Origin of the sequence: Fusibacter sp. 3D3 (assembly GCF_001748365.1) — a bacterium.
GTDB lineage: Bacteria > Bacillota > Clostridia > Peptostreptococcales > Acidaminobacteraceae > Fusibacter_A.
The window spans coordinates 15,379-41,072 of record NZ_BDHH01000018.1 but is presented as its reverse complement, the minus strand read 5'-3'; the positions used below and the strand labels follow the sequence as shown (position 1 = coordinate 41,072).

Genomic DNA, 25,694 nt, shown 5'->3' with positions numbered 1-25,694 from the left:
GAAAAAAACTCTGGAGGAGAATTCATATGGACAAAACAATGTTTAAAAGTGCATTTGAAAATGTAAGCGATTTTAGACAAGAGTGGAAAGTAAAACATAAGCTGATAGAAATAATCTTTACAACAGTGATTGCAACGATTGCAAATGCGAATACCTGGATAGAAGTAGAATCCTTTGTAGAGGCAAAAAAAGAATGGTTTAAAAAATATGTGGATTTAGAGAATGGCGTACCTTCTCATGATACGTATAAACGCGTATTTGAAAATTTGGATAGTGATTCTTTTAATAGAGCCTTTATAAGCTGGACAAGCAAGCTATCGAATGAATCCGCTGGCAGAATAATCGCTGTAGATGGAAAAACATCAAGGGGATCACATACAGAAGATAGAAAGGCAATCCATCTGGTAAATGCGTGGGTAGAAGAAAATGATCTTTTGCTAGGACAATTGAAAACAGAAGAAAAGAGTAATGAAATTACAGCAATCCCCGAACTGTTGGATTTGCTATTTATAAAGGATAGCATAATCACAATAGACGCTATGGGTACACAAAAAAAGATAGTCGAAAAAATAATAGGAAAAGAAGCAGATTATGTACTCTCATTAAAAGGGAATCAAGGTAATTTTAATGAAGAAGTAAAAAGTTATTTTGAAGATGCAATTGAATCCAATTTTAGAGATTACCCAGTAAGTAGAAAAACAACTCTAGAAAAAGGTCATGGAAGAATTGAAAAAAGAGAGTATTATCAGACAAACGATATAGAATGGTATGTAGAAAAAGACAAATGGAAAAACTTATCAAGCATAGGTATGGTAAGGCGCACAGTGACCACAAAAGGAAAAGAAAGCGTAGAAGTGAGCTATTTCATATCCAGTTTAAAAACACCAGAAGAAGGACCATGTGAAGTGTTTGCAAAGGCCGTGAGATCACATTGGGGTGTAGAAAGTTGTCATTGGATACTTGATGTTGTTTTTAGAGAAGATCATAGCCGAGTAAGAATGAATAACGGTGCTGCAAATCAATCCATGTTGAAGAAGATAGCCATGAATATTTTAAAACAAGAGACCATCACGAAAAAGAAGACCAGTTTAAAGTTGAAGCGTTATAAAGCATCAATAGATGAGTCTTTTCTAACGAAAGTMGTATCTGAGCTGTAGAAAAAAGGCTGAGTTATACCATTCGTAGGGTAAGTCGGCTGTAGTGATACAAACGGTTTATTAGTTGTGCCCTCAAAACTGTAAAAAGGATTGAGCTCTGCATTAAAACATAAGTCATGCCACATAATCCAATAGCGCAATGCTATTTTTTTAAGACTTTGAATAAAAGCCTTGATTATGGTAGATTTTCATGCGATAGCCGTGGAGGTGGGTCAATTCACAGTGTTAAATTTTCAAGGTTCAGTGTATAATCAAAATATATAGAACTCAATTTTCACCCTGTTAGTGGGTCAATTTTAAGCGTTAAACCTGGGTCAGTTTTAAGTATAAATCAACATTTGGTCCTTTACGTATATATAACTCGGTTTCGTTGTATAGTGATGGACCATCTGTACAATTTACTTCAATCATCATAATATACTTGTTTTTGTAGTGAATGAATCCTACATTAGATTTTAAATGATTCTTCAGCTTTAAAGGAAGTTTTGAATTTTCAATTTTACTTAGGATAAAATTTTGATATTTTTCTAAATCGTAGCCAAGATGAACGGCTTCTCTTTCAAGTCCTGCAACACCAACACCATTTAATCGAATTATGTCGATTTTGTCTAATTGTTCAACTCTCAATGTGTCATTTTCTGTATCGCAGATACCAATAAATAGTCTGCCAGTATGTCCAAAACCATGATTAGCCATAGCACAAATGTTCTTCATTATCTTTTCAAAGCTCTTTGCATTGAAGCTTCTATCATCAGATAAATTAAGGAAACCTTGTTTAAAATCATACTTTGATTCCTCAGCTTTTGATTTCATTAAGAACTCCTCAAACTCTTGTTCAGAAACATTGATTAAGGAAACGTTTGTAAATTTATTTTCTAGTATTGATATCAACATAACATTATCTTTAGGAAACTTTTTTACTTGTTTGTTATTTGACAAAGTTTGATAGCATGTTTTTTCATGATATTTATGTTGGTTAACCAAGACATTAATTAAGTCTTTCAAAACCATGCTCCCACCATTATCATTCAAGTAACTGACAGCTAGTTTATTGATATTATTAATTTTATTGCCTCGACTAGATTCGATAATCTCCAGATAATTTGCCTTTTTTGTCCAATAATCGGTATCATCAATTGCTTCGTGGTAGAGGTATGCTCTTTTTTCAAGATATATTTTTAAGTAATATTTTGGTGAATCAAAGTTAACTTTAATATAATTCCAGATGTCATCAGTAGAAAGAGTTTCTTGATTGTAGTATGTGTAGGTAGATAATAATAAATCATCAAAATTTCGTCTGCGTCGGCTGTTGATGATATTTTCTGTATATTTGCTTTTCCACTCCTTTAACCTAGATTCTCGAAACTCATGACGAGAACTAGTGGGGTTCAACTGCTTCAATAAATTGATTTCACTTGATTTTGGCTATTTTAACTTGAGTTTTATATCGCCATGTGTTATAATTAAAGCAAATAATACATGACGAGGTGATTTTTAATGGCAATAGTAAAACAGTACGATAAACGATCAGGTATTACATATGCATACGAAGCTACTTACCACTGGGATAAGGAAAAACAGCAGTCCCGATGCAAACGCAAACTTATTGGCCGTGTCGACACGACGACAGGCGAGATTAATCCAACAGATGGACGGTGTAGAAAAGATAAGCCAATTGAACCAAAGGTTATAACTAAACGTGGTCCTGTTGTTGCAATCGAATCAAGACATATGTATTATGGTGCAACCTATTTGCTTGAAGCTTTTTCTGAAGAATTAGGACTTACCGCGGATTTACGCACCTGTTTTCCAGATATTTATAATCAACTGTTATCAATTGCTTTTTACCTTGTACTTGAGGATAATACACCACTTTACCGCTTTGAAAAATGGAATCATACGCACAAACATCCTCATGGAGCAGATATTGCTTCTCCAAGGAGCAGTGAACTGTTTTCTGAAATATCTGATGAGAAGATAACTAAGTTCTTCCGACTACAGGCAAAACGTCGTATTGAGGATGAATACTGGGCATATGATAGTACAAGTATCTCGAGCTATTCTGAAACACTTACTCAGGTTCAGTATGGCAAGAATAAGGAAGATAATAAACTGCCACAGTTGAACCTTCTTCTTGTATTTGGAGAAAAATCAGGCTTGCCATTCTACTACCGCAAACTTGCAGGCAATATACCTGATTCAAAAACGGTCAAAAATCTGCTCGAAGATCTTGATATTCTTGGATTTGGCAAGACGAAGTTCGTCATGGATCGAGGCTTTTACTCAGAGCAGAACATCAATGGTTTATATCGAGAACATATTAAGTTTTTAATTGGAGTTAAACTTTCGCTAGCTTTTATCAAGAAAAATCTTGATGAAGTGTATGATGATATCCGTATGCCCATGAACTTTGACGCATCAACAAATACCTATGGATATACAGTAACAGCTGACTGGGATTATACTCAGGAGCGTCCATACAAAGGTGATACCATCAAAGACAAACGTAGGATGTATATTCACTATTACTATAATATCGATAAAGGTGCTGATGAGGAAACTGCGTTTGATAAACGTATCGCCGGTTTGTATAAAGAGCTTAAAGAAGGAAAACGTGTTGATGCTCATGAAAAAGCGTATGCTGTTTTCTTTGAAGTAAAAAAAACACCTAAGCGTGGAATAACTGTTACCTACAAAGAAGAAGCCATACACAAAGCCAGACGTTATCTAGGTTATTTTTCACTGATCGCTAATGAAAAGATGGATGCCTTTACAGCGTTACATTTTTATAGAATGAAGGATGTCGTCGAAAAAGGCTTTGGTAATCTTAGAGAGCGCCTCAATTTGCGAAGATTACTTGTATCTTCTGAACGAAGCCTTGAGGGAAAAATATTTGCAGAGTTTATAGCGCTTATATTGGTTTCTCATCTCCATCGGAAGATGAAAGAAGCAAAACTTTATGATCAATACACAATGTCGCAACTACTAGATAAACTTGATGTGATTGAATGCTTTGAGTCACCTGGTCGTTCGTTAAGAGTAGGAGAAATTCTTACAAAGCAAGAGGTGATTTACGAAGCGCTAAATGTATCGATTCCGGCCTCGTCATGAGAGGCCGAGAATCCAGGCTTTAAGATAAAAGAGTTTCCTTTTATCTTTAGAAAGTCGTCATAACTTAGGTACGAAACTATTGTTTGACTTTTTATATGAGGCATGGTCTGTCCTACAAATGAAATAACATCTTCTTTTGTTAATGCTACCCCTTTACTGTGAAAGGCTTCTTTAATAGTTTCTTTTATAAACTTTTTATCGTGATTCCACTCTTTAAGCGCCCATTGTTTTGCACCAATGTTAATGATTTTATCGTGTTGAGCCATTTGATTAGTAAGATTTCTGATCGATTTGGAAATGTTTAGTTTGTTATGATGTATTAGCTTGTTAAATTCAATATAAATATCTGAAATTGACATAGGATGCCTATACTTAGCGAGGATTCTATACCCTATATCTCCAGCTGAAAAGGACTGATCCAAGTAAACACCTACTAATGATGTACCGTCAATTGTTAAAGTCTCTAGTTTAATGCATTTAAGGGCTAATAAAATATAATTCTGATCAAAAGTTCTTCGCTTTTTTTTGGTTTCGATAAGTAAATCATCAATAGAAATGTAAGCCACATGTTTTCTAAGTATTTTATAAGTGCTTTGGATTTCTTTCTCTAATATAGTTTTATTTAAAATTGGTGAAATTATTACATTACAACTATGGTTTGGTGAAGGAATAATGTTAACATCCATAACTTTTAAAATGAGATTCAAATACCTAATATCATCAACTTTGCAGTTTGTAAATGTTATAAAGTCGTGCATTAAAATAACTTCATTTTCGAAAATGATATTATAAAAGCGCTTAAATTCAGAAGACAATAAACTATCACATGAGAAGTTGATTTTCTTAATTCTTTTTTCGTCAATCAAAGTACGAAGATTTTTTATGGCTTTATCTTCAATTTGTCTTATTCTTTCGCGCGAAATTCCCTTGTGAAGAATTCCAAGTTCATCAAGGGTGTATATTTTAGTTGTTGTTAGGCCAAATCGCTTTTCTATGATATTTTTCTCTCTTGCATCATTTTTTTCCTCAAAGTACCCGTATAGAAAACTCTTAAATAAATCGACAAAATTACTCATTGTCACACCCCCAGTGATCTTTCTTGATGTAAAAAACTAAATCTTATCCCCATCTTTATCCACAAAATACCCTTCAAATTCACAATCCAGAGCTTTTGCGATTTCATCTAATTCCTTAGTTGAGAAGTTATCTCTTTTCAGCTTATTTGCCATGTTCTGATTCGTTGTTCCTAGACGATTACTGAGCTCAAGAATCGTGATGTTCTTTCTTTTAAGGATAATTCTTATCTTTTCACCCATTGTCAGTTTCATTAATAATCACCTACCTTAGTTAAATAATACACCGATTAGTGAATAATTGCAACGAGTTTGGTTTGTCCTTATTTCCCGTTCGCGTTTTATTAAATAAAATTGACGAAATCTAGCGTTGGTTAATTTAAAAGTGTATTATAAAACTATAAAATGAATATTGAAAAGGAGCAAAAATATTATGAGTAAAGTAATCGCAGTTGCCTCACAAAAAGGTGGGGTTTCAAAAAGTACTACGTGTAGGAACATCGCAACTATATTAGCAAAAGAAGGTTTCAGGGTTTTGGCAATAGATTGTGATAACCAGGCATCGCTTACAGATTGTTTTGGTATCGAAAAACCAGATAAGCTTGAAACGACGCTGTATCACCTAATGATGGATGTTATGAATGAAAAGGATCTTCCTCCAAAAGAAAGCTACATCATTGAAAGTGATGGCGTAGATATCATTCCAAGTAGCATTGAACTTTCTGCCATTGAAATAAGTTTAGTCAGCACCATGAGCAGAGAATATGTTCTAAGAACCATCATTGAAGAGATTCGTGGGGATTATGATTTTATCATCTTGGATTCTGCACCCTCATTAGGTTTGATGACGCTAAATGTTTTAGCAGCTTGTGATAGTGTGCTTATCCCTGCAACCCCCGAATACCTTTCTGTTAAGAGGCTTGAGCTACTGTTACAAACCATCATGAAGCTAAAACGAAGGATCAATCCTAAAATCACATTTGAAGGCATTTTACTTACGATGTTTGATGAAAGGACTAATCTATCTAAAAACATGATTGATATGGTGTTGGAGGTTTATGGAGAGCATATTAAAGTCTTTGATATTAAAATCCCTAAGTCAGTCAAAGTGGGAGAAGCCAATCTTCAAAGCAAAAGTATCGTGGATTATATGCCAACCAATAAAGCAGCAATCGCTTATCAGACGTTAACAAAGGAGTTGATTGAAAATGGACAAAACTAAAATGAAAAAAGTCGAAACATTTGCTTCTATCTTTGGTGATGATGACGATGACATTGATCAAAAGAAAACAGTGGGAATCACGGCGCTGAAATTAGATACTTTAGCGCCATTTAAAAACCATCCTTTTAAGCTTTATGAAGGGAATCGTCTAAATGACATGGTAGAGAGCATCAAGAACTACGGTGTTATCGTTCCAATCGTCGTTAGGAAAATAGAAGATCATTATGAAATTTTAAGTGGTCATAACAGGGTTAATGCAGCCAAGATTGCTGGACTTACAGATGTACCTGTTGTGATTAAAGAGGGTTTAACAGAAGAAGAAGCCATTTTGATTGTCACTGAAACCAATTTAATGCAAAGGTCATTCACGGATTTAGAACATTCCGAGAGGGCTACGGTTATTGCTACAAGGCATCATGCGATGAAGAGCCAGGGTGTAAGAACGGATCTTTTAAGTGAAATCGAAAGGTTGTCAAAAGTGCCAGATTTGATTGCATTTTACTAGAGTGTTTTACTGGGAAGAACTTTACTTATCGTGTAGCTAAATTTGTGACTGGTGATCAGAAGTATTTGTTTTTTAGACGCAGTGCAATATTGGATAAGGATTATCCCCTAATCGTGTCGAAGATAAAGGGCTTGTCTTTCTTCAATTCGAAAAGAGCTTCCAACGGCGATGAAATGATTGATGTAATCTTTAAAGAAGTATTTTCTAAAAGTGGGTTTGTTGTCAGAGAAGAACAGGAGAGTTTGTCGAAACATATATATCGCAATATGCTTGAACATAAGATTCTACTCAGTGATATTCCTGTTGGTTTAGGGAAAACACATGCGTATTTGGTGGCAGCAATCGTATTTAACTTTTTTTTGAAAAAGAATGCCCTGCATAATCGAATGCCAATTGTGTTTACGACATCAAGCATAGAATTACAGAGAGCTATTACTCAGGAAGATATTCCTGAAATATCTGCTCAGCTCTTGGCAAGTGGCATTTTAAAGGCGCCTATCACCTATGTACTCAGAAAAGATAAAGAAAACTATGTTCGCGAAAATCGGTTAAGGGATTATGTGAATACCCTTGACCCATCAAAGAAAAGAATTACAGAGTATACGGCTTTAAAAAGACTTCTTTCAAATGGCGTCATCGATCTTGGGGAAGTGAATGCTATCAGCTATTTATGAAGCAAGCAAGAAAAGCGGTATTTGATTTTCAAATCTGTAATCACAATTATTATTTAGCTGATTTGCTTAAAAGAAAAGATGACAGACAGCCACTACTTCCAGATCACAAGATAGTTATAATAGATGAGGCGCATAAACTTAAAGATGCAGCTGAGCAAATGTATGGTTCAACCGTACATGAAAATGATCTTCATCATTTGATGAAGCGGATAATTACAGTAGAAGTTAAAAAGAAGAGCCAGAAGATATTAAAGAATCGACGCAATGAAGTACTGGCATTAAACCAAATAATTTTCGACGAATTAGTTGATCGTATCCCCGCCGATCAGTTAACGGAAGAAACGGAAAGGTTCCCTGCAGAAATTACACATAGAATCGTTTTATTACTAAAAAAGCAGCTCTTAACCCTTCAAGAGCTGATACCCTTGATGACCTACAAAGAAAGGCAATATGTCATTGATTTAAAGAAGATGCTGGATGCTTTAAAAACATTCATATCATTAGATCATATTTGTTGATTAGAAAATATACAGGTTAATGAAAAGACATTGTACCCGGACATGATTGTGTATTTGGACGAGGTACTCATACCCAAAATGCTGATTAAGCTGAGGCAAGGGGTGGGACGATTGATTAGAAGTGAAACAGATTCAGGTGTTATTTCTATATTGGATTCGAGGGCAGCACCAACTTGAAAATATCACAAATCAGTTGTTGCAGCTCTGCCTGAGTGCGATATGGCATCAAGTGTTGAAGACATAAGGAAGTTTCTACTTGTGAAAAAAGATAAGTCGTACTTTAGACATTGATTCTAAGGATTTCTTGCATAATTCATGAGTTAGCGTTATAATGAATGTAATAATAAATGTAAAAATGGTATCGGTTAAGAATGCGTATAAATAAACCGTTTAGAGTTGAAAAGAAATAAAAATGTGAAAGGTGGTGAGTATATGAACATTACTCATGTCGTAAAAGAACGTATAGAACATTATCAAGAAACGGAGCCCATTCTTATAGAAGAGATTGTAAAAGGCTTGGATAACGATAAGGATACGGTATATGTTGCTTTAAACAGATTAGCTGGAGAAGGCATCATCGAGAACTATGCAAAGGGCATTTATTATAAACCGAAAAAATCAAGATTTGGCACAATCGGTTTAGATAAGAGAAAACTCATTGAAAAGAAGTACTTAAAGCGAGGCGATGCAGTTCTCGGTTATGTAACGGGACCGCAAATTTGGAATGAATGGGGAATGACTACACAAATGCCGAATAGAGTGTGGATTGCCCAGAATGTTAGACAAAAGAAGATAGATAGTGACCTGAATGTTCTGGTCATTAAAGCTAAAGGTGATATAAAAGAAAAAAATATTAGAGCGCTCCAATTCTTAGATATCATCGACCAGATTGATCTTATTCAAGACAATGATAAAGAAAATGTAGCTAAAAGACTGATTGCAATTTATAAAGAAAAACTTGAAGTGTATGATCGCATTGCAACTTTGGAAGAAGTAAAAAAATATAGTAAGAAAGTAAAAGTTCTATTCGGGTTAATTGTAGAAAAGACTAATATTGATGACGAGTATTTTAGAGCGCTGTTAAAATACTTGAAAGAAGATGTTCAGAAGGGTAAGAAGACGATTATTGATATTAACCCTGAAGTCTTTGAAGGCAATAGAACTTGGGGGAACGGTTATGCTACTACACAAAAACACGGATGATTTTTCGGACCTAATCCGTATCGTTTCAGAATATCTAGGATTAGATCCAACAATTGTCGAAAAAGACTACTGGATTACTCATGCTCTGTATCATTTATCAAAATCAGAGTATATAGAAAAAGTTGTTTTTAAAGGAGGCACTTCACTTACCAAATGTTATGAAGATTTGCATAGATTTTCTGAGGATATTGATATTGCGCTCCTTGCAAATGGCATGTCTGGATCACAAATCAAAAAAACCATACAGAATGTTGAAGAAATTATGAGTTTTGAACTTAGTCCTAGTGAATTTGAGAATGAAAGAAAATCGGGAGACTATCGATATACTCAGTTCACGTACAAATCTATGTTTGCCGGGGATCTGAGGGAACTTCACCCCAATATTAGGTTTGAACTTACGAGTTTTATGCATCCACATCCTTTTGAAAAAAGAGAAGTAGGTACATTTATCGAGCTGTATTTGAATCAGAATAATATGCAAGATGTAATTGATGAATTTGAACTTGGAAAGTTTGAACTTAATGTTCTAACGATTGAAAGAACAGTTGTTGAAAAATTAGCATCATTAATACGGATGTCTTATGAGGTGGATTTGAAAGAAATACAGACGAAAACGAGACATTTGTATGATCTATATATGACTTATCATTTAGTTATCGAGTTCTATGAAGATAATTATGCTTTATCTGAGATGGTGGCTATTGTAAAAGAGGCTGAAGCAGAATCAAGATTTAAAGACATGTATCCTATAGAGCACCTATGGCAAACAGCTCCACTGTTTTCTATTTTAAATGACTCAAGAATCGAAATTGCTTACAGAGAGCGGTTTGGTGCAGAGTTTGTTTATGGTGACCTGCCGGATTTTGACGGTGTTAAAAAAGTAATGCTAGAGATTCAGAAAGCACTCGTTAGGTGCAATGCTTAGAAATATATTGAATAGATTTTTATATACCTTCTTGACCATTTGGTTTTAGGAGGTTTTTTTATTCAAAAAAAAATAAACGAAACGTTGATTGGATTTTATCTGAGCGTTAGTATGAATTAATCAATAGCGCTATTTCTTAGACAGATAAAAATTCAATGATTGGGTTTGATACTTGATAAGGAGAGATTTATATGAGCGAAGTTAAAAAGATATATTACACGGTGGAAGAGGTTTCTCAGATAAGCTTGCTCTGGAAATAAGGAATATCATGAGAGAACTTCAAAATGCACTGCAGTTAGATCATGCGGAGGAAGTTGTGGAGCTTATTAAGAAGAATCAGATTATGTTTCAAGAAATGTATGCAGTGGTGATGAAGGAGAGCGTGGAGCTCAAAGAATGAAGAAATTTAGAAATGTACTTTAAGAAAAGGGCCAAATTGAAGATGCATCGTGTTGATGTTCTTTGATTTGGTCCTTTTTTTAGTGTATCATCCTATCCAAAAAAAGTAGAAGGACACATTGCTGTGTCCTTCTAAACTATTGTATTTTTGATGTCCATATGGACGGTCGCAAAAGCGACATTGTTTTAACTTACTTTAAGTATACTCTTTTGTTTGCATTGTGTCAACGCACTAAAATATGTTAACACAGATAGTGCTGGTTGTCAATCGGGTTATAAAAGGTAACTTTTTTTTTCTGGTTATAAAAGGTAACTTTTTTTGGTTATAAAAGGTAACTTTTTTTTATACATTCATCTAGTGCGTTAATAGTTTTTTCATCAAGTTTGTATTTGGCTAAAGAATGATATGATTTTATTGGTTCTGAAATACGTTGTTTACTTACTGTTCTAATCTGAGAGAAGATTGCCACAGATCCTTTTCTTAAGTTTGTGGACTCTTTATTAAATTTATCTCTCAAGTTTATAAGTTTTGTGTATTCGGGATCTTCTGGTGTTATTAATCGGATACTTTCTTCAATTTCTGCTATTTTCATTTCAACGTATTCTAATTTATCAATAAATAATGCTTCGCCTAGAAAGAGCTCAAAACGCTCATCGATGTCATCAATTGCTTCTGATTCCTTAAGTGATCTTAAAGGAACAACCGTTAATGTTTTAGAAGATTTTGAATTGGCCTTATCTAAGACGACTGCATAATGTAACCCGCCTTGTTCAGAACCAATGTTGTATCCAAAATGAAGTTTTACTATATTGCCTTTAGAATATTTAATTAACGTTTTGGGGTCAAAGGATGATTCGTAAATAAGATATTTTTTATTCCAATCATTTAGCCAAAATGTTAATAGTTTTGCTTGTTTAAAAGTGAGTTTGTTCAAGATTGTATCTTTTAAGTCTTCAAGTGTTGACGATAGATTTTCAGCTAACTCCGCTTTCGTATGAAAATTTTTCAAAAGCTAACCTCCTGCATGTAAATCGTAATAGGAACAGTTTAACATTTTAAACGGCTGTTTTCTACTTATATTTACATTTTGTTAATATGAGTTTATAATATGAATGTCGAGGGAGAGATCCTGCCATATAAGTGGATGGTTTTAACAGTGGGATTTGAATACCTTCTAAACGGTGATTTACAATTCAAAGAGCTTTAATCACACTTGATAATTTTAAATAACCCCAGTATACTAAGATTATAGACATGAAGGTTTTTAAAATTTTCATGCTATCGCCGTTTGACACTAGGTAATATCAGAAAGGCCTAGGATAGGTACTTAATCTGCGACTGTACAGGTATCTGAAAGAGCCATAAGCTCGAAAAAAAGCAGTCTGATTTGAGAAAAGATTTTGACAGTATTTTATTGTTGAAATCTTTATTTTGTAATACGAGGTCTTAAGCCGGTTAAGTGATGTAGGTTTAGAGCTAGATACATCTTTTGATTCCTGACTGCCTTTTGACTTCCAGCCGCAAAATAGGGAATAAAACAAGCGATAATAGAGATAAAAAGCACACTAGAAACATTGAAAAAGTATCAAAAACGAGTTAGAGTCAAGGCCCCTCAATCGAGTGGGAGTGAGTCAGAAATTATTTTAGATGTTTTGAAGTGTTTATTTATTACATCTAGTGGTGCATATTATTCTGTGTTGTTTCTATTATCATAAAAAATGGATTCAGATAGGACACAAGATGATTTGACTCATAGACATCAACTGTTTTATCATGTTGATGTTCTATGACTTTTTTTATTAGAACGGGTATTAATAATAACTAAACAGTGTTTACTTTTTCGCTTATAAGAAGCGCGATATAAGCACGAAAGTAAATAAAAAATGAAAGATATATAGGTTCAATATGCATAATAAATCGAACCAATATAACTTATAATCAAGTTGTGAGGTGCTCATAATGAAAAAAATGGTAAGCGCTAAATAATCGGGCGTATGTAAAATTAAATCCAACAGAAGTTGGATTTGGTGGAGACGTTTACTTCACTTCGATACTATAACTCGCTTTAACAACTTCATTCCAAGGTGATAAGAGTTCAAGTTCACTGTCATTCATCGAGATTGAAGGTCTTTGTGATAATAAGAAATTTAGGTATTTATAGATATTTAGTCCATGTGCTTTTGCCATTTCAACGATGCTATAGACGATTGCGCTTGACTCAGCTCCAGCTGGTGTGTCACAAAAGAGCCAACCTTTTCTTCCAATCGTGAATGGTCTGATTGCTGATTCGTGGTTTTATCCTAATATGAAGATAAAACCACGAATCAGCAATAAGAGGATTCTGTATTGGCAAGAAAAACTGGGTGCTCATAGATACCATTGATGGAGCCAAAGCAAGTGCGGTTATCTACAGCATAGCTGAAACAGCCAAAGCTAACAATTTAAAGCCTTACGCATACTTCAAGTATTTATTGGAAGAAATCCCAAAACACATGGATGATAAAAATCTATCCTTTTTAGATGGGCTTCTACCTTGGAGCGATGAGTTACCACTTGAGTGTAAAAAAACGAATGAAACAGAGCTGCCCCAATAAGGCAGTTTTTTTGTAAAGGTACTTATGGTTTACCGTTTACTAGATAACATTGTAAATTGAATCTATCGTGTTACCATGACGGTCTTCAACAATTCCAACTACTTGATCTCCAAAGGTTATCTTTGTTCTTGGTCCAGATAGCTGATCGGCAAGTGTTTTAAGTGTTTCAATCGGTACATGTGGTATTCCAGCCATATTTAATTTCGAAATAAGGTCCTGTCTCTTCGGATGGATAGCAATACCATATTCGGTGACAAGGATATCAATAAATTCACCTTTAGTAACGATAGTTGTCACCTTATCTATGACGATTGGAATTCTTTTTCTCATAAGTGTTGTCACGACAATTTTGAGCCTTGCATCTTCAGCAGTATCTGGGTGACCGCCTTGAGCCCCCATAATAATGCCAAGTGAGGAGGTCAGTACATTTACATTGAAATTGACATCAATTTCAGTTGCTGACAAAATCATAATGTCTAATTTTTCTGAAACACAACCTTTATTATTCGGATTGGCATACATGGATGCTGACATTTCAATGTGGTTAGCATTCTTGATCATAGATTTAGCGGCGACCATATCGAAGGTTTGTGTGTCAAGTAGAGCATTGAAAGCACCTGCTTCAAGCATTTCAACCATATACTTCGTTATGCCACCTGAAGCAAATGAACCTCTTATGTTGTTTTCAATTAAAAATGATTTAAGATAACTTATGACAGATAATGAAATACCTCCGCTTCCAGCTTGAAATGAAAAACCATCTTTTACATATCCTGAAGCAATCAAAACTTCAGTAGTTTTTTTAGCGATTAAATGTTCAATTGGATTTTTTGAAATTCGGGTATCCATTTTTATAACATCTCCAATTGATGGTACAAGTGTAACGTAATCTACTAGTGTTTGAGGTATGCTGATCGGATAAGCAGGATAATTAACAAGATTGTCTGTGACTGCAACAACTATACGAGCATGCTTGGCATCAACTATAGGGTATCCCATTGATCCAAATGCAGATGGGCCGACTTGTCCATTCATATTACCATATTCATCACAGCATGAAGCAGCAATAAATGCAATGTCTATTTTTACCTGACCACTTTCTATTGCACGTGCACGACCTCCATGAGTTCGAAAGATTACTGGCTTTTGGAGGATACCATTTTTTGAGATGGCTTCAGCCAATCGTCCCCTCATACCACTTGTATGAATTTCTGTTACCGTTTCATCTATGATATAGGGTATTAAGCCTTCGTGTGCAGATGTTAATGAGGAGACATCTAAGGTTAGTTTTTTTATACCACGTTGTTTGAATTGAGCTAGAATAGGCAAAATAATCCCTTCCCCAGATCGCAGATGATGGTGAAAAGATAGCGTTAACCCATCTACTAAGGGCAATGCATTAAGAAGGGACTCTATTGATGGATAAACCTTGTCTTTAGTTTTCATGTGTTAACTCCTTTTTAATATTTTTATGGCGCTCAATGATGGGTTTATCCACCATTTTACCGTCAATTAAAGCCACCCCAGAATGGTCTTCATTGTTTCGATTAAATTGTTCAATGAGATGAAGAGCTTTTTCTATTTCATGTGATGAAGGTGTGAAGACCTTATGGAGTGGCTCTAATTGAGAGGGATGCACACATGATTTACCGGAAAACCCCATATTAAGGACTTTATTAGACTCTTTGATGAAACCTTCAGTATCCGCAATATCTGACCAGACGGTATCTATTGCATCTAATCCGTAGGCTTGACAGACTAAGGCAATGTGAGCTCTGGCATAATCCAAAATTGGCATCTCAGAGAGACGGTGTATGCCAAGACAATTGGTGTAATCCTCAGCACCAAAAGAGAGTGAAATAACCCTTTCAGAGGCTTTGGCAATGGATTCAGCGTTTAAGACACCTTTTGGGGTTTCAATAGCAGCTTGAATTTTTATTGAACCACTTGGGATTTTGTATTTGTCTTCTAATTCACTAATCAGGTTATCCAGAGCTAATATAGATTCTTCTGACTCGCACATGGGGAGTCTAATTTTGCTTAGACCAGAGGATACAACTGCTTCAACATCGAGTGAAGCATATGGCGTATGAAGTGCATTGATACGCACAAAAATTTCAGGTACAGCCTCATTTGCAGGGTAATTATAGAATTTTACAGCTTCAACTAACAAATCTCGAGCACTGTCTTTTTCTTCTATAGCAACTGAATCTTCTAAATCGAATATGATGCAATCTGGTTTTAGAAGTGGTGCCGTCGAGTATAGCTTAGGATTGTTGGCAGGGCAAAATAACATACTACGTCTCATAATGAATTCCTTTCTCTGCGCAAAGCAGTCTTTAGTCTTGCGCGGATCACAAAATCTAAGCAACCGCCGTCAATTAGTTCGATTTCAGCATGTTCAATCCTTGATATTTCACAGAAAGATTCAACAGTTTGCGTGATGGTATCTTTAAAAAGCGCATATGATGAACTCATGATTTTTAGTTTGATGCCTCCCAAATCTTTAAGTTTAAATTGGATGATACAATCTCCTGTGGCACAATTTTTTTCCATAATGGTCCCCTTTATTATGCATTTGTAATTTAATAAAAGTGTAGTATAATATACAACAAAATAGAAATACAGAAAATTTCTTTAGGGGTATAAACAAATTTTATTGCCGGAGGTCGGAAATGGATTCAAGAGATTGGGAAGTTTTAAAACTAATAGACGAGGAAAAAAGTCTGACCAAAACAGCACAAAGGTTATATATTTCGCAACCAGCTCTAACATACCGACTCAATAAGTTAGAAAAGGAATTTAATGTGGCATTGCTCAATAGATATTCAAGCGGTGTAACTTTCACACCACAGGGGGAGTACTTGCTAAAGTATGCAAAGGAGATGCTTGAACAACTTGAACTGGTTAAGAAATCAGTACAAAACCTTGATGATGTCCTTTATGGAAAGGTGAGAATTGGCGTAAGCACAGTGTATGCCAAATTTAGGCTTGCTCATATTCTTAAAGAATTTACTGAACATTTTCCTGAGGTTGAAGTGGAACTTCATACAGGTTCGAGTACATTAGAATTACCTGAAATGCTAAGAACAGGTGTGGTTGATTTAATCATCAAAAGGGGCAATATGGAATGGAATGAAGGCAGACATATAATTTTTGAAGAGCCCAAGGGCATTATCACTTCAAAACCAGTATGCTTTGAAACGCTTCTTTCTGAGCCGTGGATACAGGACCAATCTTCTGTAATAACTGAGTCTGACAAGTTATTTTTTGAATGGTGGACAGAAAAATTTGGCGTGATGCCAAAACCGAAAATTATGGGTGTCAATTCAATTGAGGCATGCATGGAAATGATATCTCAAGGTTTGGGCTGGACATTTCTTCCTAAAATTCATGTTAGAAATCGGAAAAATTTGTCTTTTTATCCTCTTGTATGGCAAAGTGGTGTTCCGATTATTCAACCAACAGTACTACTATACAGAAAACAACTCCTTGAGAAGCCAGCCATAAAGAAGTTTATTGATTATATTCTTATGGATTGCAGTGAGCTGTAGAGAAATAATTGTCCAATCTTATTGGGCAATTAATTTTTTTTATGACTATGAGATAGAATATTGGTATTTCCCTTCAAAAAAATGAGGTGCTAAAATACTCTCAAAGCGATCGCAAATTTTTAAGGGGGTAAATATGAGTTCAGAAAAGAAAAAGTTATTTAAAGTACCGCATACGTTTGTTATTATTTTATTCATTATCTTGTTTGCAGTAATGCTAACATGGATAGTTCCAGCAGGGGAGTTTGAACGCTTTAAAAACGATCAGGGAATCAATGTCATAAATCCGCAGGCATTCACCTATACAGAAAAAATGCCCGTTAGTTTATTTCAAATTCCTAAACATATTGTTGAAGGGCTAATTAAGTCAGCAGAGTTATTCTTTTTGATCATCCTTTCTGGTGGCGCCTTTAGTGTTATTGTTACCAGTGGTGCTCTTCAAGGTGTCATCGGTAAGATTGCAAAGCGATTTTCTCATAGTGAGTCTGTTTTTATACCACTATTGACTCTTGCTTTTGGATTAATCTGTACAACACAGGGTGTTAACATGTTCATAGGATTTGCACCAGTCATGGTAATGATGGCAAGAGCCATGGGCTTCGACTCCATCGTGGGTGTTGCGGTCATTTTACTTGGGGGAGCAGTTGGATTTTCAACAGGAACACTAAATCCAAGCACAACAATTGTCGCTCAAAAAATTGGAGAACTACCACTTTATTCGGGAATTGAATATAGAGCGTTTTCGTTTGTAGTATATATGATTATTACCAATATCTTTTTGATTCGATATGCGAAGTCAATTCGAAAGGATCCTACTTTAAGCCCAATGTATGAACTGGATCAAAGGGATACACTTAATTCAGATACCAATCTTGAAGATATGAGTCATATGGATACTAGAAAGTGGATGGTGATTCTCTCATTGGTTTCAGTATTAGCGGTAATCGTATATGGTGGTATTAAGTTAGACTGGGGGCTTTCTGAGAGTTCGGCAGCATTCTTGTGGCTGGGCATCATCGCAGGCGTGTTTGCGGGATTCGGCCCAAGTGAAATTGCCGGTTGCTTTGTAGACGGTGCAAAAAAGATGGTTTCTGCAGCTCTTATTATTGGTATGGCAAAGGCTGTATCCGGTGTTCTTTCTGCTGGTCACATTATTGATACAATTGTATTTGCACTTGGAAATATGTTAAATGTAGTTCCGAGTTTTGCTCAGGGTATCGCCATGTATATAGCCAATAACTTCATCAATGCCTTTATTACTTCTGGAAGTGGACAGGCAGCTGCAACCATGCCAATTATCATGCCGCTTTCGGATATGGTTGGCCTTACTCGTCAAACGGCTGTTCTCGCTTACAATTTTGGTGACGGCTTCAGTAATTATATTTTACCAACGTCTACAGCGTTAATGGGTATTTTAGGCGCTGCTAATATACCTTATGACAGATGGATGAAGTTTATGTGGAAAATGTTCCTAATCTGGGTTGTAACAGGAAGTGTATTAGTCTTTATAGCTCAAATGATTCATTTGGGACCGATGTGATTTATTCAGTATAGAAGTTGACGGAGTGTAGAATGAAAGATAAATTATTCAATTGGATTGAAAACAAAAAAGAAGAAATATTAGAGCTATCAGATTATATATTTGATCATCCCGAATATGCATTTGAAGAATATTTAGCAGTTGACAAATTGACACAGTATTTAGAGGCAAATGGGTTTGATGTAGAGCGACAACTTGGAAGCTTAAAAACAGCTTTTAAGGCAGTTTATGGTAATGAAAATTCTTCAAAACGCATTGGTTTGCTTTGTGAGTATGATGCGATTGAAGGGATGGGGCATGGTTGTGCACATCATATGCAAGGACCAAGCATATTGGCAGCGGCAATAGCGGTAAAAGAATTCATCGATCCTGAAATGTATCAATTGGTTGTTTACGGCACACCTGGTGAAGAAGGTGGTGGCGGCAAGATTAAAATGCTTGAAGAAGGATACTTTAGGGACATAGATGTCGCTTTAATGATGCATGGTGGTCCTGCAACACAGACGGACGTAAAATCCATGGCAGCAACAAGTCTTAAAGTGACCTATCATGGCATTAGTGCTCATGCAGCCTTAAAACCTGAACAAGGCAGAAGTGCCTTAGACGCCCTTTTACTGACTTTTCAAGGGGTTGAGTTTTTAAGAGAACATGTACTTGAAGATACACGGATGCATTATACTGTTAGTGATGCAGGCGGGCCCAATAATGTGGTGCCATCAAAGGCAGTTGGTTCTTTTAGTTTAAGGTCTTATAATTCAGTTTATCTTTCAAAGCTCGTAGAACGTTTTAGGAGAGTTGTACACGGAGCAGCTCTTATGACGGATACAACTTTTGAAATTGAAATTGAGAAAACCTTAGAAAGCAAGGTTCCCGTGATAAAGCTCAATTCATTAATGATGGAGAATGCTCGTCTAGTAAATGCACCTTGTCTCATGCCGGATAGAGAAAAAACGGGGTCTACAGATTTTGGAAATGTAACCTTTGTATTGCCGGGTTCATGTATTAGAGTGGCTTTTGTTGATTCTGGTGCATCATCGCATTCTGAAGCATTTCTTATAGATGGAAAAAGTGAACGTGGACATGCGGCTGTGATTTATGGTGCGAAGATTTTAGCAGGTACAGTCTATGATCTCATTTCATCTGACAAATTGATTGACGAAATCAAGACAGAATTTGTAAATCGTAAGGAAAATCTAGATATAGTTTGCTAATCTCATAGAAATAGAGCAAATGAGTTTGAAAGTGCAGTAATCTTAAAAATAGATTGCTGCACTTTTATATGTGTGCCAGGCATGGCACTAATCTAGCTAGTGAAAGTCTAGCCACGGGTATTTACCGCCAAGTGTAGCGAACCACAAGTTGGTATCAGTAATGATATGGATGAAGGAAGTGGTGTAGCAAAATTTGGATTGTCAACACTAAACTGGACAAATTAACTAAGGTGTTTTTGCCTATATTCTACAGGCGTCAAATAGCCTAATGTTGAATGCATTCGGAAGTTATTGTACCAATTTGTATAATCTGACAGCATTAGTTTTAAATCATCTGATTATTGTTAAACTCCCTTTTCCAATACCGGATCCCATAAGTGAGTATGAAAAGACATTATACCCGGACATGAATGTGTATTTAGACTCAGTACTCATTCCTAAAATGCTGATCAAGCTGAGGCAAGGTGTGGGTCGATTGATTAGATGTGAAACGGATTCAGGTGTTATTTCAATATTGGATTCGAGGGCAGCACATGCCGGGAAGTATCACAGATCAGTTATAGATGCTCTGCCTAATTGTGATGTGGCATCAAATATTGATGATATAAGGAAGTTTTTAATTCTGAAAAAAGATGAAGCATACTTTATCTAATATGAAAATAAATAAATGTATTAATTGATACGTTTGTGTTGATAATTCCGTATTAAATGGGTATACTATTAATACGATAGAACAGAGGTGGATGCCGAATGAGTGAACAGTTAGTTGAGACAAAAAAATTACTAGATTTCTCACCTGATGATATTAAGACGTATCTTAAAGTACTGAAGAGTCTAGTTCTTGAAGATAAGTATACAATATCTAGAAATAGCAATCGAGAAGAAAACAAACAGTTTATCGAGGATTATAAAATTGATTCAAGGAAAGAAAAAGAAATCCTAATGAATTTAGAATTTGATGATTTTTGTTATGCAGTAAATAATAAGAATCCCAAATTTGCTCATGAAGTCTTATATGTTTTTAATAAAGAGTATGAGTTAGATAGATGGGGTGAGTTAGTTTCAGTAGACATCTACATAAAAACGAATAAAACTCAGACAATGAATGGGGAAGAGTTTATGATTATTGTATCATTCCATGAAAGAAATATGCCATCAAAATACTTGTTTAGATAAATTAGCGAGGAGGTGAAATGTATGAAAGCATTTTGTGAAGAGTGTAGAGAATATATGGACTATCAAATTGACGAAATTGAGAGAGAAAAAGAGATTAAAGGCAAACGCATCAATTTTAAAGAAAAAATAGCTCACTGTTCAGAGTGCAGAAATGAAATATTCGTCTCTGATTTAAGAGATCAAAATTTAGCTGCCATGGATAGAGCATTTAGAGCCGAAGAAGGACTAATTACTGTCCCAGAAATAGTTGATCTACTTGAAAAATATGATATTGGTAAAAGACCGATGTCGTTATTGTTAGGATGGGGTGAAACAACTTTAACGAGATTTGTTAATGGAGATATTCCATCAAAAACATACTCTGATCAACTTAAGAGGATGAATGAATCACCTGAGTCTTTCCTAGAACTTTTGGTAACAAATAATGATAAAGTGACAGAAACTGCATTTAAAAAGAGCTTTGATGCTACAAATATGTTGATAGGTAAAGTTGAAACTTACTTTGCAGAAACTAAAATTGACAGTGCATGCAATTACATTATTTCTAGAAGTATTGAAATAACACCACTAGCGTTGCAAAAATTGCTTTATTTTGCTCAGGCTTTCCATAAAGTATTCGTAGGAAATTTTATGTTTAGTGAAGATTGCGAAGCGTGGGTTCATGGTCCAGTATATCGGGATATTTATTTTAAGTATAAGGATCATGGATATAATCCTATAGATGACAATCAAAAGCAATTTGAGTGCTTTGATTTGTCGGATAGCGAAAAAGAAGTTATTGATGCAATAATCAATTGTTTTGGCTGTTATAGTGGTAAGATTCTTGAAAATATGACTCATGCTACTACACCTTGGAAAGAAACTAGAGTTGGACTTACTGATGAGGAAGCATCAAATAGAATTATCAGAAAAGATATTATTGAAAAGTATTTCAATCAGGTTTATGACAAATTTAAGATGCTAGCGATTGCAGACATTAAAGACTACTCTGAAGACCTGTTTGAAAAAATCAGACACTAGAATTTGATTTATTTGCCACCACGTATACAATGTGGTGGTTTTTATTGTAAAGCTTTATAATGTGAGATACCTTCTTGACCATTTGGGTTTAGGAGGTTTTTTTATTCAAAAAAAAAAATAAACGAAACATTGATAGGATTTTATCTGAGCGAAGTTAAAAAAATATATTACACGGTGGAAGAAGTATCACAATTGCTGGGCATTAGTGTTAGCACAAGCTACAAGATCATGAGGAAACTTAATAAGGAGCTTGAAAGCAAAGGTTTCATAGTGATTTCGGGCAAGCTACCCATCAGGTATTTTGAGGAAAAGTACTATGGCTTAATTTCATAAGGGAGGTTTGGTAATGAAGGCGACCAAAGATGCGAATACAGGAAAATGGAAAATTCAATATTACTATAAAGATTGGCAAGGGAATGTAAAGAACTCGACCAAAAGAGGCTTTAGAACTAAAAAGGATGCTGAGGAATGGGCGAGGAGTTATTTGTCTCAGCATCAAGCTGATTTTACAATGAACTTCGCTGATTTTATTGAAGTCTATTATGATGATATTGAACCGAGAATTAAAGAGCATACCATGCGAACAAAGAAGTATATCATCGATTTGAAAGTGCTGCCTTATTTTAAGAATTTGCGCATTAGTGACATCAAAGCAGCAACCATTAGAAAATGGCAGAATGAACTCATGAGAGAGGGCTACTCTGAGACTTATCTCAAAACCATCAACAATCAGTTAAGTGCGATCCTTAACCATGCGGTTAGGTTTTATGAATTAAAAAGCAATCCATGCAAAAAAGCCGGTAGTATGGGGAAAAGCAATGCGGAGGACATGCAGTTTTGGACCAAAGAGGAGTTTGACACTTTTATTGAGGCTGTTATGGATAAACAAGGATCCTATGTGGACTTCGCAACGCTATATTGGACTGGAATGAGGATTGGTGAATTATTGGCCCTAACTAGAGCAGATATTGATACGGAGAAAAAGACGATTTCAATTACTAAGTCCTATCAAAGATTTGACAAACGCGATGTGATTACAGAGCCAAAGACGGCTAAAAGTAAAAGAGTCGTTAGTATACCAACATTTTTAGCAACTGATTTTGAAGATTATTTTACCAGGCTTTATAAGCTAAAGAAGACTGATCGGATCTTCAGATTTACAAAAGGCTATTTAACATGTGAAATGAAGCGTGGTGTAAAGGAAAGTGGTGTTAAGAAAATCAGGCTTCACGATCTACGACATAGTCACAGCAGTCATTTGATTGAGTTAGGATTTACACCTGTTGCAATTGCAGAGCGGCTTGGACATGAGAAGGTCGAAACCACATTGAATACCTATGTTCATCTTTATCCAAACAAACAGGCTGAAATTGCCAATAAACTCGATGAAGAGTATAGGAAGGAATTGAGATAAGATGGCTTGCCCAAATAGAAACCGAGAAAGGCCAAGGACCATAGCGTTTAGATGCACGGATGAAGAGTTTGAAACCATAGACAAGAGAATAAAGGTGACGGGTGAGATCAAAGGTGATTATTTGAGGGAAGCTATCTTAAATGCTGAGATTCATATCAACGTAGGGAAGTTTAAGAGCGATAAGCTGGCCATAGAAATCAGGAATATCACGAGGGAGTTGCAAAATGCGTTGCAGCTAAATCTTACTGATGAGGTTATGGAGCTCATTAAAAAGAACCAGATCATGTTTCAAGAAATGTATGAGATGGTGACGAAGGAGAGCATGGAGCTTAAAGAATGAAGAAATTTAGAAATGTACTTTAAGAAAAGGGCCAAATTGAGGGTGCATCGTGCGATGTGCTTTGATTTGGTCCTTTTCTTAGTGTATAATATTGAAAAGCACATGACTGGTTTGTGAATTTTGTTGTTCTGTTTTAAGGGCGACATTGACATTTTAGTGCGTCAGGCGTATTGTATAGTTGTAGACGGAGAGATCCTGCCAGACAAGTGGATGGTTTTAACAGTCGGAGAGTCCCTGCCATATAAGTGGGAAGCTTTAACATTGTGGACGACTATTTAATTGAGTCGTCTTTTATTTTATTTTTAGGAGTGTACAATGAGTCAATTGCAGTTTTACCATATAGATACGGCTTATATAGAATATCTTGATAAATTTCAAAATCATATTTGAGAGAATGAAGAAAAAGGTCGTAAAAGACCCTATATCGGTCTTCTTATGGAGATTGATGATTTAAAGTGACTTCCGTCAATCTATTGTAGTTATTTAATGTTGTTTATAGGGTTACATGTCTTTTTTATATGTTAAACTGATATCAGATTTACAAAAATATTAATTTAGGGGAGGAAATATGATTGATGTGAATTTGGTGCAAGCCAAATCTAAGGATCATTCATTAAAACATAAAGTTGTAAAAAGCGATCAAGATTTGATGTCTAGTTTAAGTCATGTTGTTCAAAAGGCCGAAAAGCACTTTGTAAATAGTAAGATTGAAAAAGTTGCAAATTGGGTTCTTTACAAAGATAAGTGGATTGATTATGAATCTGGTACAGGGAAAAATAGTTTCTATAATTATTCAAGAGGTGACATAGTTTTATCTGTAGACTTTGGGACTTCTAATATGGGAACTGAAATTAGATATCCGCATCCGTGTGTTGTACTTTATGATAACAATGAGGATTGGGTAATTGTTGCACCGATAACGGCGGCGCAAATTGACCCAAGTACGGGCAAGGAAATAATCCACCCACCTTTTGAAGTGTTTGTAGATGCTCAAACTAAACCAAGTTCAGATCAAAATGAATTTTATTTCAAAAAGAAATCGGTCATACAGGTTGATCAGATATGCAGAATTAGTAAGTACCGATCAATAAATAGAACGAAGAAAAAACTGAGGGTAGATTTGCTTAATCAGATCGATAATGTGATATTGAAAAATTTTACACCGAAAAAAGATGAATTGCTTGAAACTCTAAAACTTAGAATAAATGAAGTTGAATCTCTTAATGCATTGATTTCTGAGAAAACAATCAATATTGAAGAGGAAAACGAACGATTAAAATCAGAATTAGCATTATTAAAAGGCAAGTAATATTATAACAAAATTTACTTGACAACTTTGAGGGGTAAGATATACTATACAACTAAGAGAGGTCATACTAAAGTATGCGCCAGTATTTTAAGTGAACTGTATACTCGCAAGGTGTACAGTTTATCATTTTTTTGAATGATTTCTTATTTTATGGGTAAGAATGAAACAAGAGAGGTTGATTAAGTTCAACCAGTAATTTGAAGATAGACCATACAAAATGTATGCGTCAGATTTTGATGGGCTACATGCTCGCAAGGTATGTAGCTGTTTTATTTACTTCGGTTTACAATATAGAATGTTGAAGGAGAGATCCTGCCATATAAGTGGATGGTTTTAACAGCGGTAAAATAAGACTATCGTCTAAACGGTGATCTATAATTCTACGAGCTTTAGTTACACTTGATAATTTTAAAAAACCACATTATACTATGATTAGAGACATGAAGGTGGTTAAAATTTTTATGTTATCGCCGTTTGACACTAGGTAATATCAGAAAGGCCTAGGATAGGAACTAAATCTGAGACTGTACAGGTATCTGAGAGAGCTAAAAGCTCGAAAAAAAGCAGTCTGATTTAAGAAAAGATTTTGACAGTATTTTATTGTTGAAATCTTTATTTTGTAATACGAGGTCTTAAGCCAGTTAAGTGATGTAGGTTCAGAGCTAGATACCTCTTTTGAGTCCTGACTGCCTTTTGACTTCAGCATAAAATTAAAATCTATTACCATTAAAAATCAAAACAAATGCGGCTA

The 25,694-nt window shown here is 35.2% G+C and carries 27 protein-coding genes and 2 pseudogenes; 20 read left to right on the top strand and 9 right to left on the bottom strand.

The window, feature by feature from the left end:
• The first annotated feature begins 26 nt into the window (after positions 1 to 26).
• The gene (locus F3D3_RS17925; protein ID WP_069872581.1) at positions 27 to 1,157 is read left to right on the top strand and encodes an ISAs1 family transposase; all 1,131 of its coding nucleotides are present in this window, start codon (positions 27 to 29) and stop codon (positions 1,155 to 1,157) included.
• Positions 1,158 to 1,460: 303 nt separating this feature from the next.
• Here the strand turns inward: F3D3_RS17925 and F3D3_RS17920 are convergent, their stop codons facing one another.
• Positions 1,461 to 2,558: an RNA-binding domain-containing protein gene (locus F3D3_RS17920; RefSeq protein ID WP_069875832.1), complete on the bottom strand. Its 1,098-nt coding sequence runs from the start codon at positions 2,556 to 2,558 to the stop codon at positions 1,461 to 1,463.
• A 96-nt stretch (positions 2,559 to 2,654) separates the two neighbouring features.
• Between F3D3_RS17920 and F3D3_RS17915 the strand changes: the two genes are divergently transcribed.
• Entirely contained in the window at positions 2,655 to 4,268 is a 1,614-nt protein-coding gene (locus tag F3D3_RS17915) for an IS1634 family transposase (protein WP_069875831.1), read from the top strand.
• Here F3D3_RS17915 and F3D3_RS17910 read toward each other — a convergent pair.
• Both F3D3_RS17910 and F3D3_RS17905 read right to left on the bottom strand, forming a co-directional pair.
• Entirely contained in the window at positions 4,229 to 5,344 is a 1,116-nt protein-coding gene (locus tag F3D3_RS17910; RefSeq protein ID WP_069875830.1) for a sigma factor-like helix-turn-helix DNA-binding protein, read from the bottom strand. The genes F3D3_RS17915 and F3D3_RS17910 overlap by 40 nt on opposite strands.
• A 36-nt stretch (positions 5,345 to 5,380) precedes the next feature.
• On the bottom strand, positions 5,381 to 5,596 hold the full coding sequence (locus tag F3D3_RS17905; RefSeq protein WP_069875829.1) for a helix-turn-helix transcriptional regulator: 216 nt from the start codon (positions 5,594 to 5,596) through the stop codon (positions 5,381 to 5,383).
• A gap of 178 nt (positions 5,597 to 5,774) precedes the next feature.
• Between F3D3_RS17905 and F3D3_RS17900 the strand changes: the two genes are divergently transcribed.
• The 8 genes from F3D3_RS17900 (at position 5,775) to F3D3_RS24940 (ending at position 10,788) form a co-directional block, all read left to right on the top strand.
• Positions 5,775 to 6,563, top strand: a complete 789-nt coding sequence (locus F3D3_RS17900) for a ParA family protein (protein WP_069875828.1) — start codon at positions 5,775 to 5,777, stop codon at positions 6,561 to 6,563.
• Positions 6,550 to 7,068 carry a ParB N-terminal domain-containing protein gene (locus F3D3_RS17895; protein ID WP_242877168.1) on the top strand — a complete coding sequence of 173 codons (519 nt, stop codon included), beginning with the start codon at positions 6,550 to 6,552 and terminating at the stop codon, positions 7,066 to 7,068. Before F3D3_RS17900 ends, F3D3_RS17895 begins: the two co-directional genes overlap by 14 nt.
• A gap of 44 nt (positions 7,069 to 7,112) precedes the next feature.
• On the top strand, positions 7,113 to 7,742 hold the full coding sequence (locus F3D3_RS17890; protein ID WP_069875827.1) for a hypothetical protein: 630 nt from the start codon (positions 7,113 to 7,115) through the stop codon (positions 7,740 to 7,742).
• Complete coding sequence (locus F3D3_RS17885; RefSeq protein WP_069875826.1) at positions 7,739 to 8,260, top strand: DNA/RNA helicase domain-containing protein; 522 nt, start codon at positions 7,739 to 7,741, stop codon at positions 8,258 to 8,260. The genes F3D3_RS17890 and F3D3_RS17885 overlap by 4 nt, the downstream gene beginning before the upstream one ends.
• A gap of 42 nt (positions 8,261 to 8,302) precedes the next feature.
• Complete coding sequence (locus F3D3_RS24945; RefSeq protein WP_084389147.1) at positions 8,303 to 8,437, top strand: helicase C-terminal domain-containing protein; 135 nt, start codon at positions 8,303 to 8,305, stop codon at positions 8,435 to 8,437.
• A 255-nt stretch (positions 8,438 to 8,692) separates the two neighbouring features.
• Positions 8,693 to 9,463 carry a DUF6088 family protein gene (locus F3D3_RS17880; RefSeq protein WP_069875825.1) on the top strand — a complete coding sequence of 257 codons (771 nt, stop codon included), beginning with the start codon at positions 8,693 to 8,695 and terminating at the stop codon, positions 9,461 to 9,463.
• Positions 9,438 to 10,388 carry a nucleotidyl transferase AbiEii/AbiGii toxin family protein gene (locus F3D3_RS17875; protein WP_069875824.1) on the top strand — a complete coding sequence of 317 codons (951 nt, stop codon included), beginning with the start codon at positions 9,438 to 9,440 and terminating at the stop codon, positions 10,386 to 10,388. The genes F3D3_RS17880 and F3D3_RS17875 overlap by 26 nt, the downstream gene beginning before the upstream one ends.
• 268 nt (positions 10,389 to 10,656) lie before the next feature.
• Positions 10,657 to 10,788: a hypothetical protein gene (locus F3D3_RS24940; RefSeq protein WP_255364406.1), complete on the top strand. Its 132-nt coding sequence runs from the start codon at positions 10,657 to 10,659 to the stop codon at positions 10,786 to 10,788.
• A gap of 322 nt (positions 10,789 to 11,110) precedes the next feature.
• On the opposite strand, the gene F3D3_RS17870 is transcribed toward F3D3_RS24940, so the two are convergent.
• On the bottom strand, positions 11,111 to 11,797 hold the full coding sequence (locus F3D3_RS17870; RefSeq protein ID WP_069875823.1) for a type II toxin-antitoxin system PemK/MazF family toxin: 687 nt from the start codon (positions 11,795 to 11,797) through the stop codon (positions 11,111 to 11,113).
• A gap of 1,028 nt (positions 11,798 to 12,825) precedes the next feature.
• Positions 12,826 to 13,077: pseudogene (locus tag F3D3_RS24750) on the bottom strand (IS66 family transposase); the annotation flags it as partial.
• Between the two features lie 74 nt (positions 13,078 to 13,151).
• On the opposite strand from F3D3_RS24750, the gene F3D3_RS17865 reads away from it, so the two are divergent.
• On the top strand, positions 13,152 to 13,382 hold the full coding sequence (locus F3D3_RS17865; RefSeq protein ID WP_374700088.1) for a transposase domain-containing protein: 231 nt from the start codon (positions 13,152 to 13,154) through the stop codon (positions 13,380 to 13,382).
• 39 nt (positions 13,383 to 13,421) lie between these two features.
• Here F3D3_RS17865 and citF read toward each other — a convergent pair whose 3' ends face one another.
• From citF to F3D3_RS17850, 3 genes are read right to left on the bottom strand one after another with little or no spacing between them, the layout of a single operon-like run.
• Complete coding sequence (citF, locus tag F3D3_RS17860; protein WP_069875821.1) at positions 13,422 to 14,828, bottom strand: citrate lyase subunit alpha; 1,407 nt, start codon at positions 14,826 to 14,828, stop codon at positions 13,422 to 13,424.
• The gene (locus F3D3_RS17855; RefSeq protein ID WP_069875820.1) at positions 14,818 to 15,690 is read right to left on the bottom strand and encodes a CoA ester lyase; all 873 of its coding nucleotides are present in this window, start codon (positions 15,688 to 15,690) and stop codon (positions 14,818 to 14,820) included. The genes citF and F3D3_RS17855 overlap by 11 nt, the downstream gene beginning before the upstream one ends.
• Complete coding sequence (locus F3D3_RS17850) at positions 15,687 to 15,938, bottom strand: citrate lyase acyl carrier protein (RefSeq protein ID WP_069875819.1); 252 nt, start codon at positions 15,936 to 15,938, stop codon at positions 15,687 to 15,689. Before F3D3_RS17850 ends, F3D3_RS17855 begins: the two co-directional genes overlap by 4 nt.
• Positions 15,939 to 16,057: 119 nt before the next feature.
• Between F3D3_RS17850 and F3D3_RS17845 the strand changes: the two genes are divergently transcribed.
• From F3D3_RS17845 to F3D3_RS17835, 3 genes are all read left to right on the top strand, one after another.
• Positions 16,058 to 16,936 carry a LysR family transcriptional regulator gene (locus tag F3D3_RS17845; protein ID WP_069875818.1) on the top strand — a complete coding sequence of 293 codons (879 nt, stop codon included), beginning with the start codon at positions 16,058 to 16,060 and terminating at the stop codon, positions 16,934 to 16,936.
• A gap of 133 nt (positions 16,937 to 17,069) precedes the next feature.
• Positions 17,070 to 18,473 (top strand): YfcC family protein, encoded by a 1,404-nt coding sequence (locus F3D3_RS17840; protein ID WP_069875817.1) that lies wholly within the window; start codon positions 17,070 to 17,072, stop codon positions 18,471 to 18,473.
• A 32-nt stretch (positions 18,474 to 18,505) separates the two neighbouring features.
• Positions 18,506 to 19,684 (top strand): M20 family metallopeptidase, encoded by a 1,179-nt coding sequence (locus F3D3_RS17835; protein ID WP_069875816.1) that lies wholly within the window; start codon positions 18,506 to 18,508, stop codon positions 19,682 to 19,684.
• A 221-nt stretch (positions 19,685 to 19,905) separates the two neighbouring features.
• On the opposite strand, the pseudogene F3D3_RS23485 reads toward F3D3_RS17835, so the two are convergent.
• Positions 19,906 to 20,007, bottom strand: a pseudogene (locus F3D3_RS23485) (IS3 family transposase); the annotation flags it as partial.
• Here F3D3_RS23485 and F3D3_RS17830 point away from each other — a divergent pair.
• From F3D3_RS17830 to F3D3_RS17800, 6 genes are all read left to right on the top strand, one after another.
• Complete coding sequence (locus F3D3_RS17830; RefSeq protein ID WP_175438421.1) at positions 19,986 to 20,336, top strand: helicase C-terminal domain-containing protein; 351 nt, start codon at positions 19,986 to 19,988, stop codon at positions 20,334 to 20,336. The pseudogene F3D3_RS23485 and the gene F3D3_RS17830 sit on opposite strands and share 22 nt — an antisense overlap.
• A 98-nt stretch (positions 20,337 to 20,434) precedes the next feature.
• The gene (locus F3D3_RS17825) at positions 20,435 to 20,860 is read left to right on the top strand and encodes a hypothetical protein (protein ID WP_069875814.1); all 426 of its coding nucleotides are present in this window, start codon (positions 20,435 to 20,437) and stop codon (positions 20,858 to 20,860) included.
• Between the two features lie 21 nt (positions 20,861 to 20,881).
• Positions 20,882 to 21,880, top strand: a complete 999-nt coding sequence (locus F3D3_RS17820; protein ID WP_069875813.1) for a type II toxin-antitoxin system antitoxin SocA domain-containing protein — start codon at positions 20,882 to 20,884, stop codon at positions 21,878 to 21,880.
• Positions 21,881 to 22,226: 346 nt separating this feature from the next.
• Positions 22,227 to 23,294: a site-specific integrase gene (locus F3D3_RS17810; RefSeq protein WP_069875812.1), complete on the top strand. Its 1,068-nt coding sequence runs from the start codon at positions 22,227 to 22,229 to the stop codon at positions 23,292 to 23,294.
• 1 nt (position 23,295) lies between these two features.
• Positions 23,296 to 23,634 carry a hypothetical protein gene (locus F3D3_RS17805; RefSeq protein ID WP_069875811.1) on the top strand — a complete coding sequence of 113 codons (339 nt, stop codon included), beginning with the start codon at positions 23,296 to 23,298 and terminating at the stop codon, positions 23,632 to 23,634.
• 568 nt (positions 23,635 to 24,202) lie between these two features.
• Positions 24,203 to 24,943 (top strand): type II toxin-antitoxin system PemK/MazF family toxin, encoded by a 741-nt coding sequence (locus F3D3_RS17800; protein ID WP_069875810.1) that lies wholly within the window; start codon positions 24,203 to 24,205, stop codon positions 24,941 to 24,943.
• Positions 24,944 to 25,694: the final 751 nt, after the last annotated feature.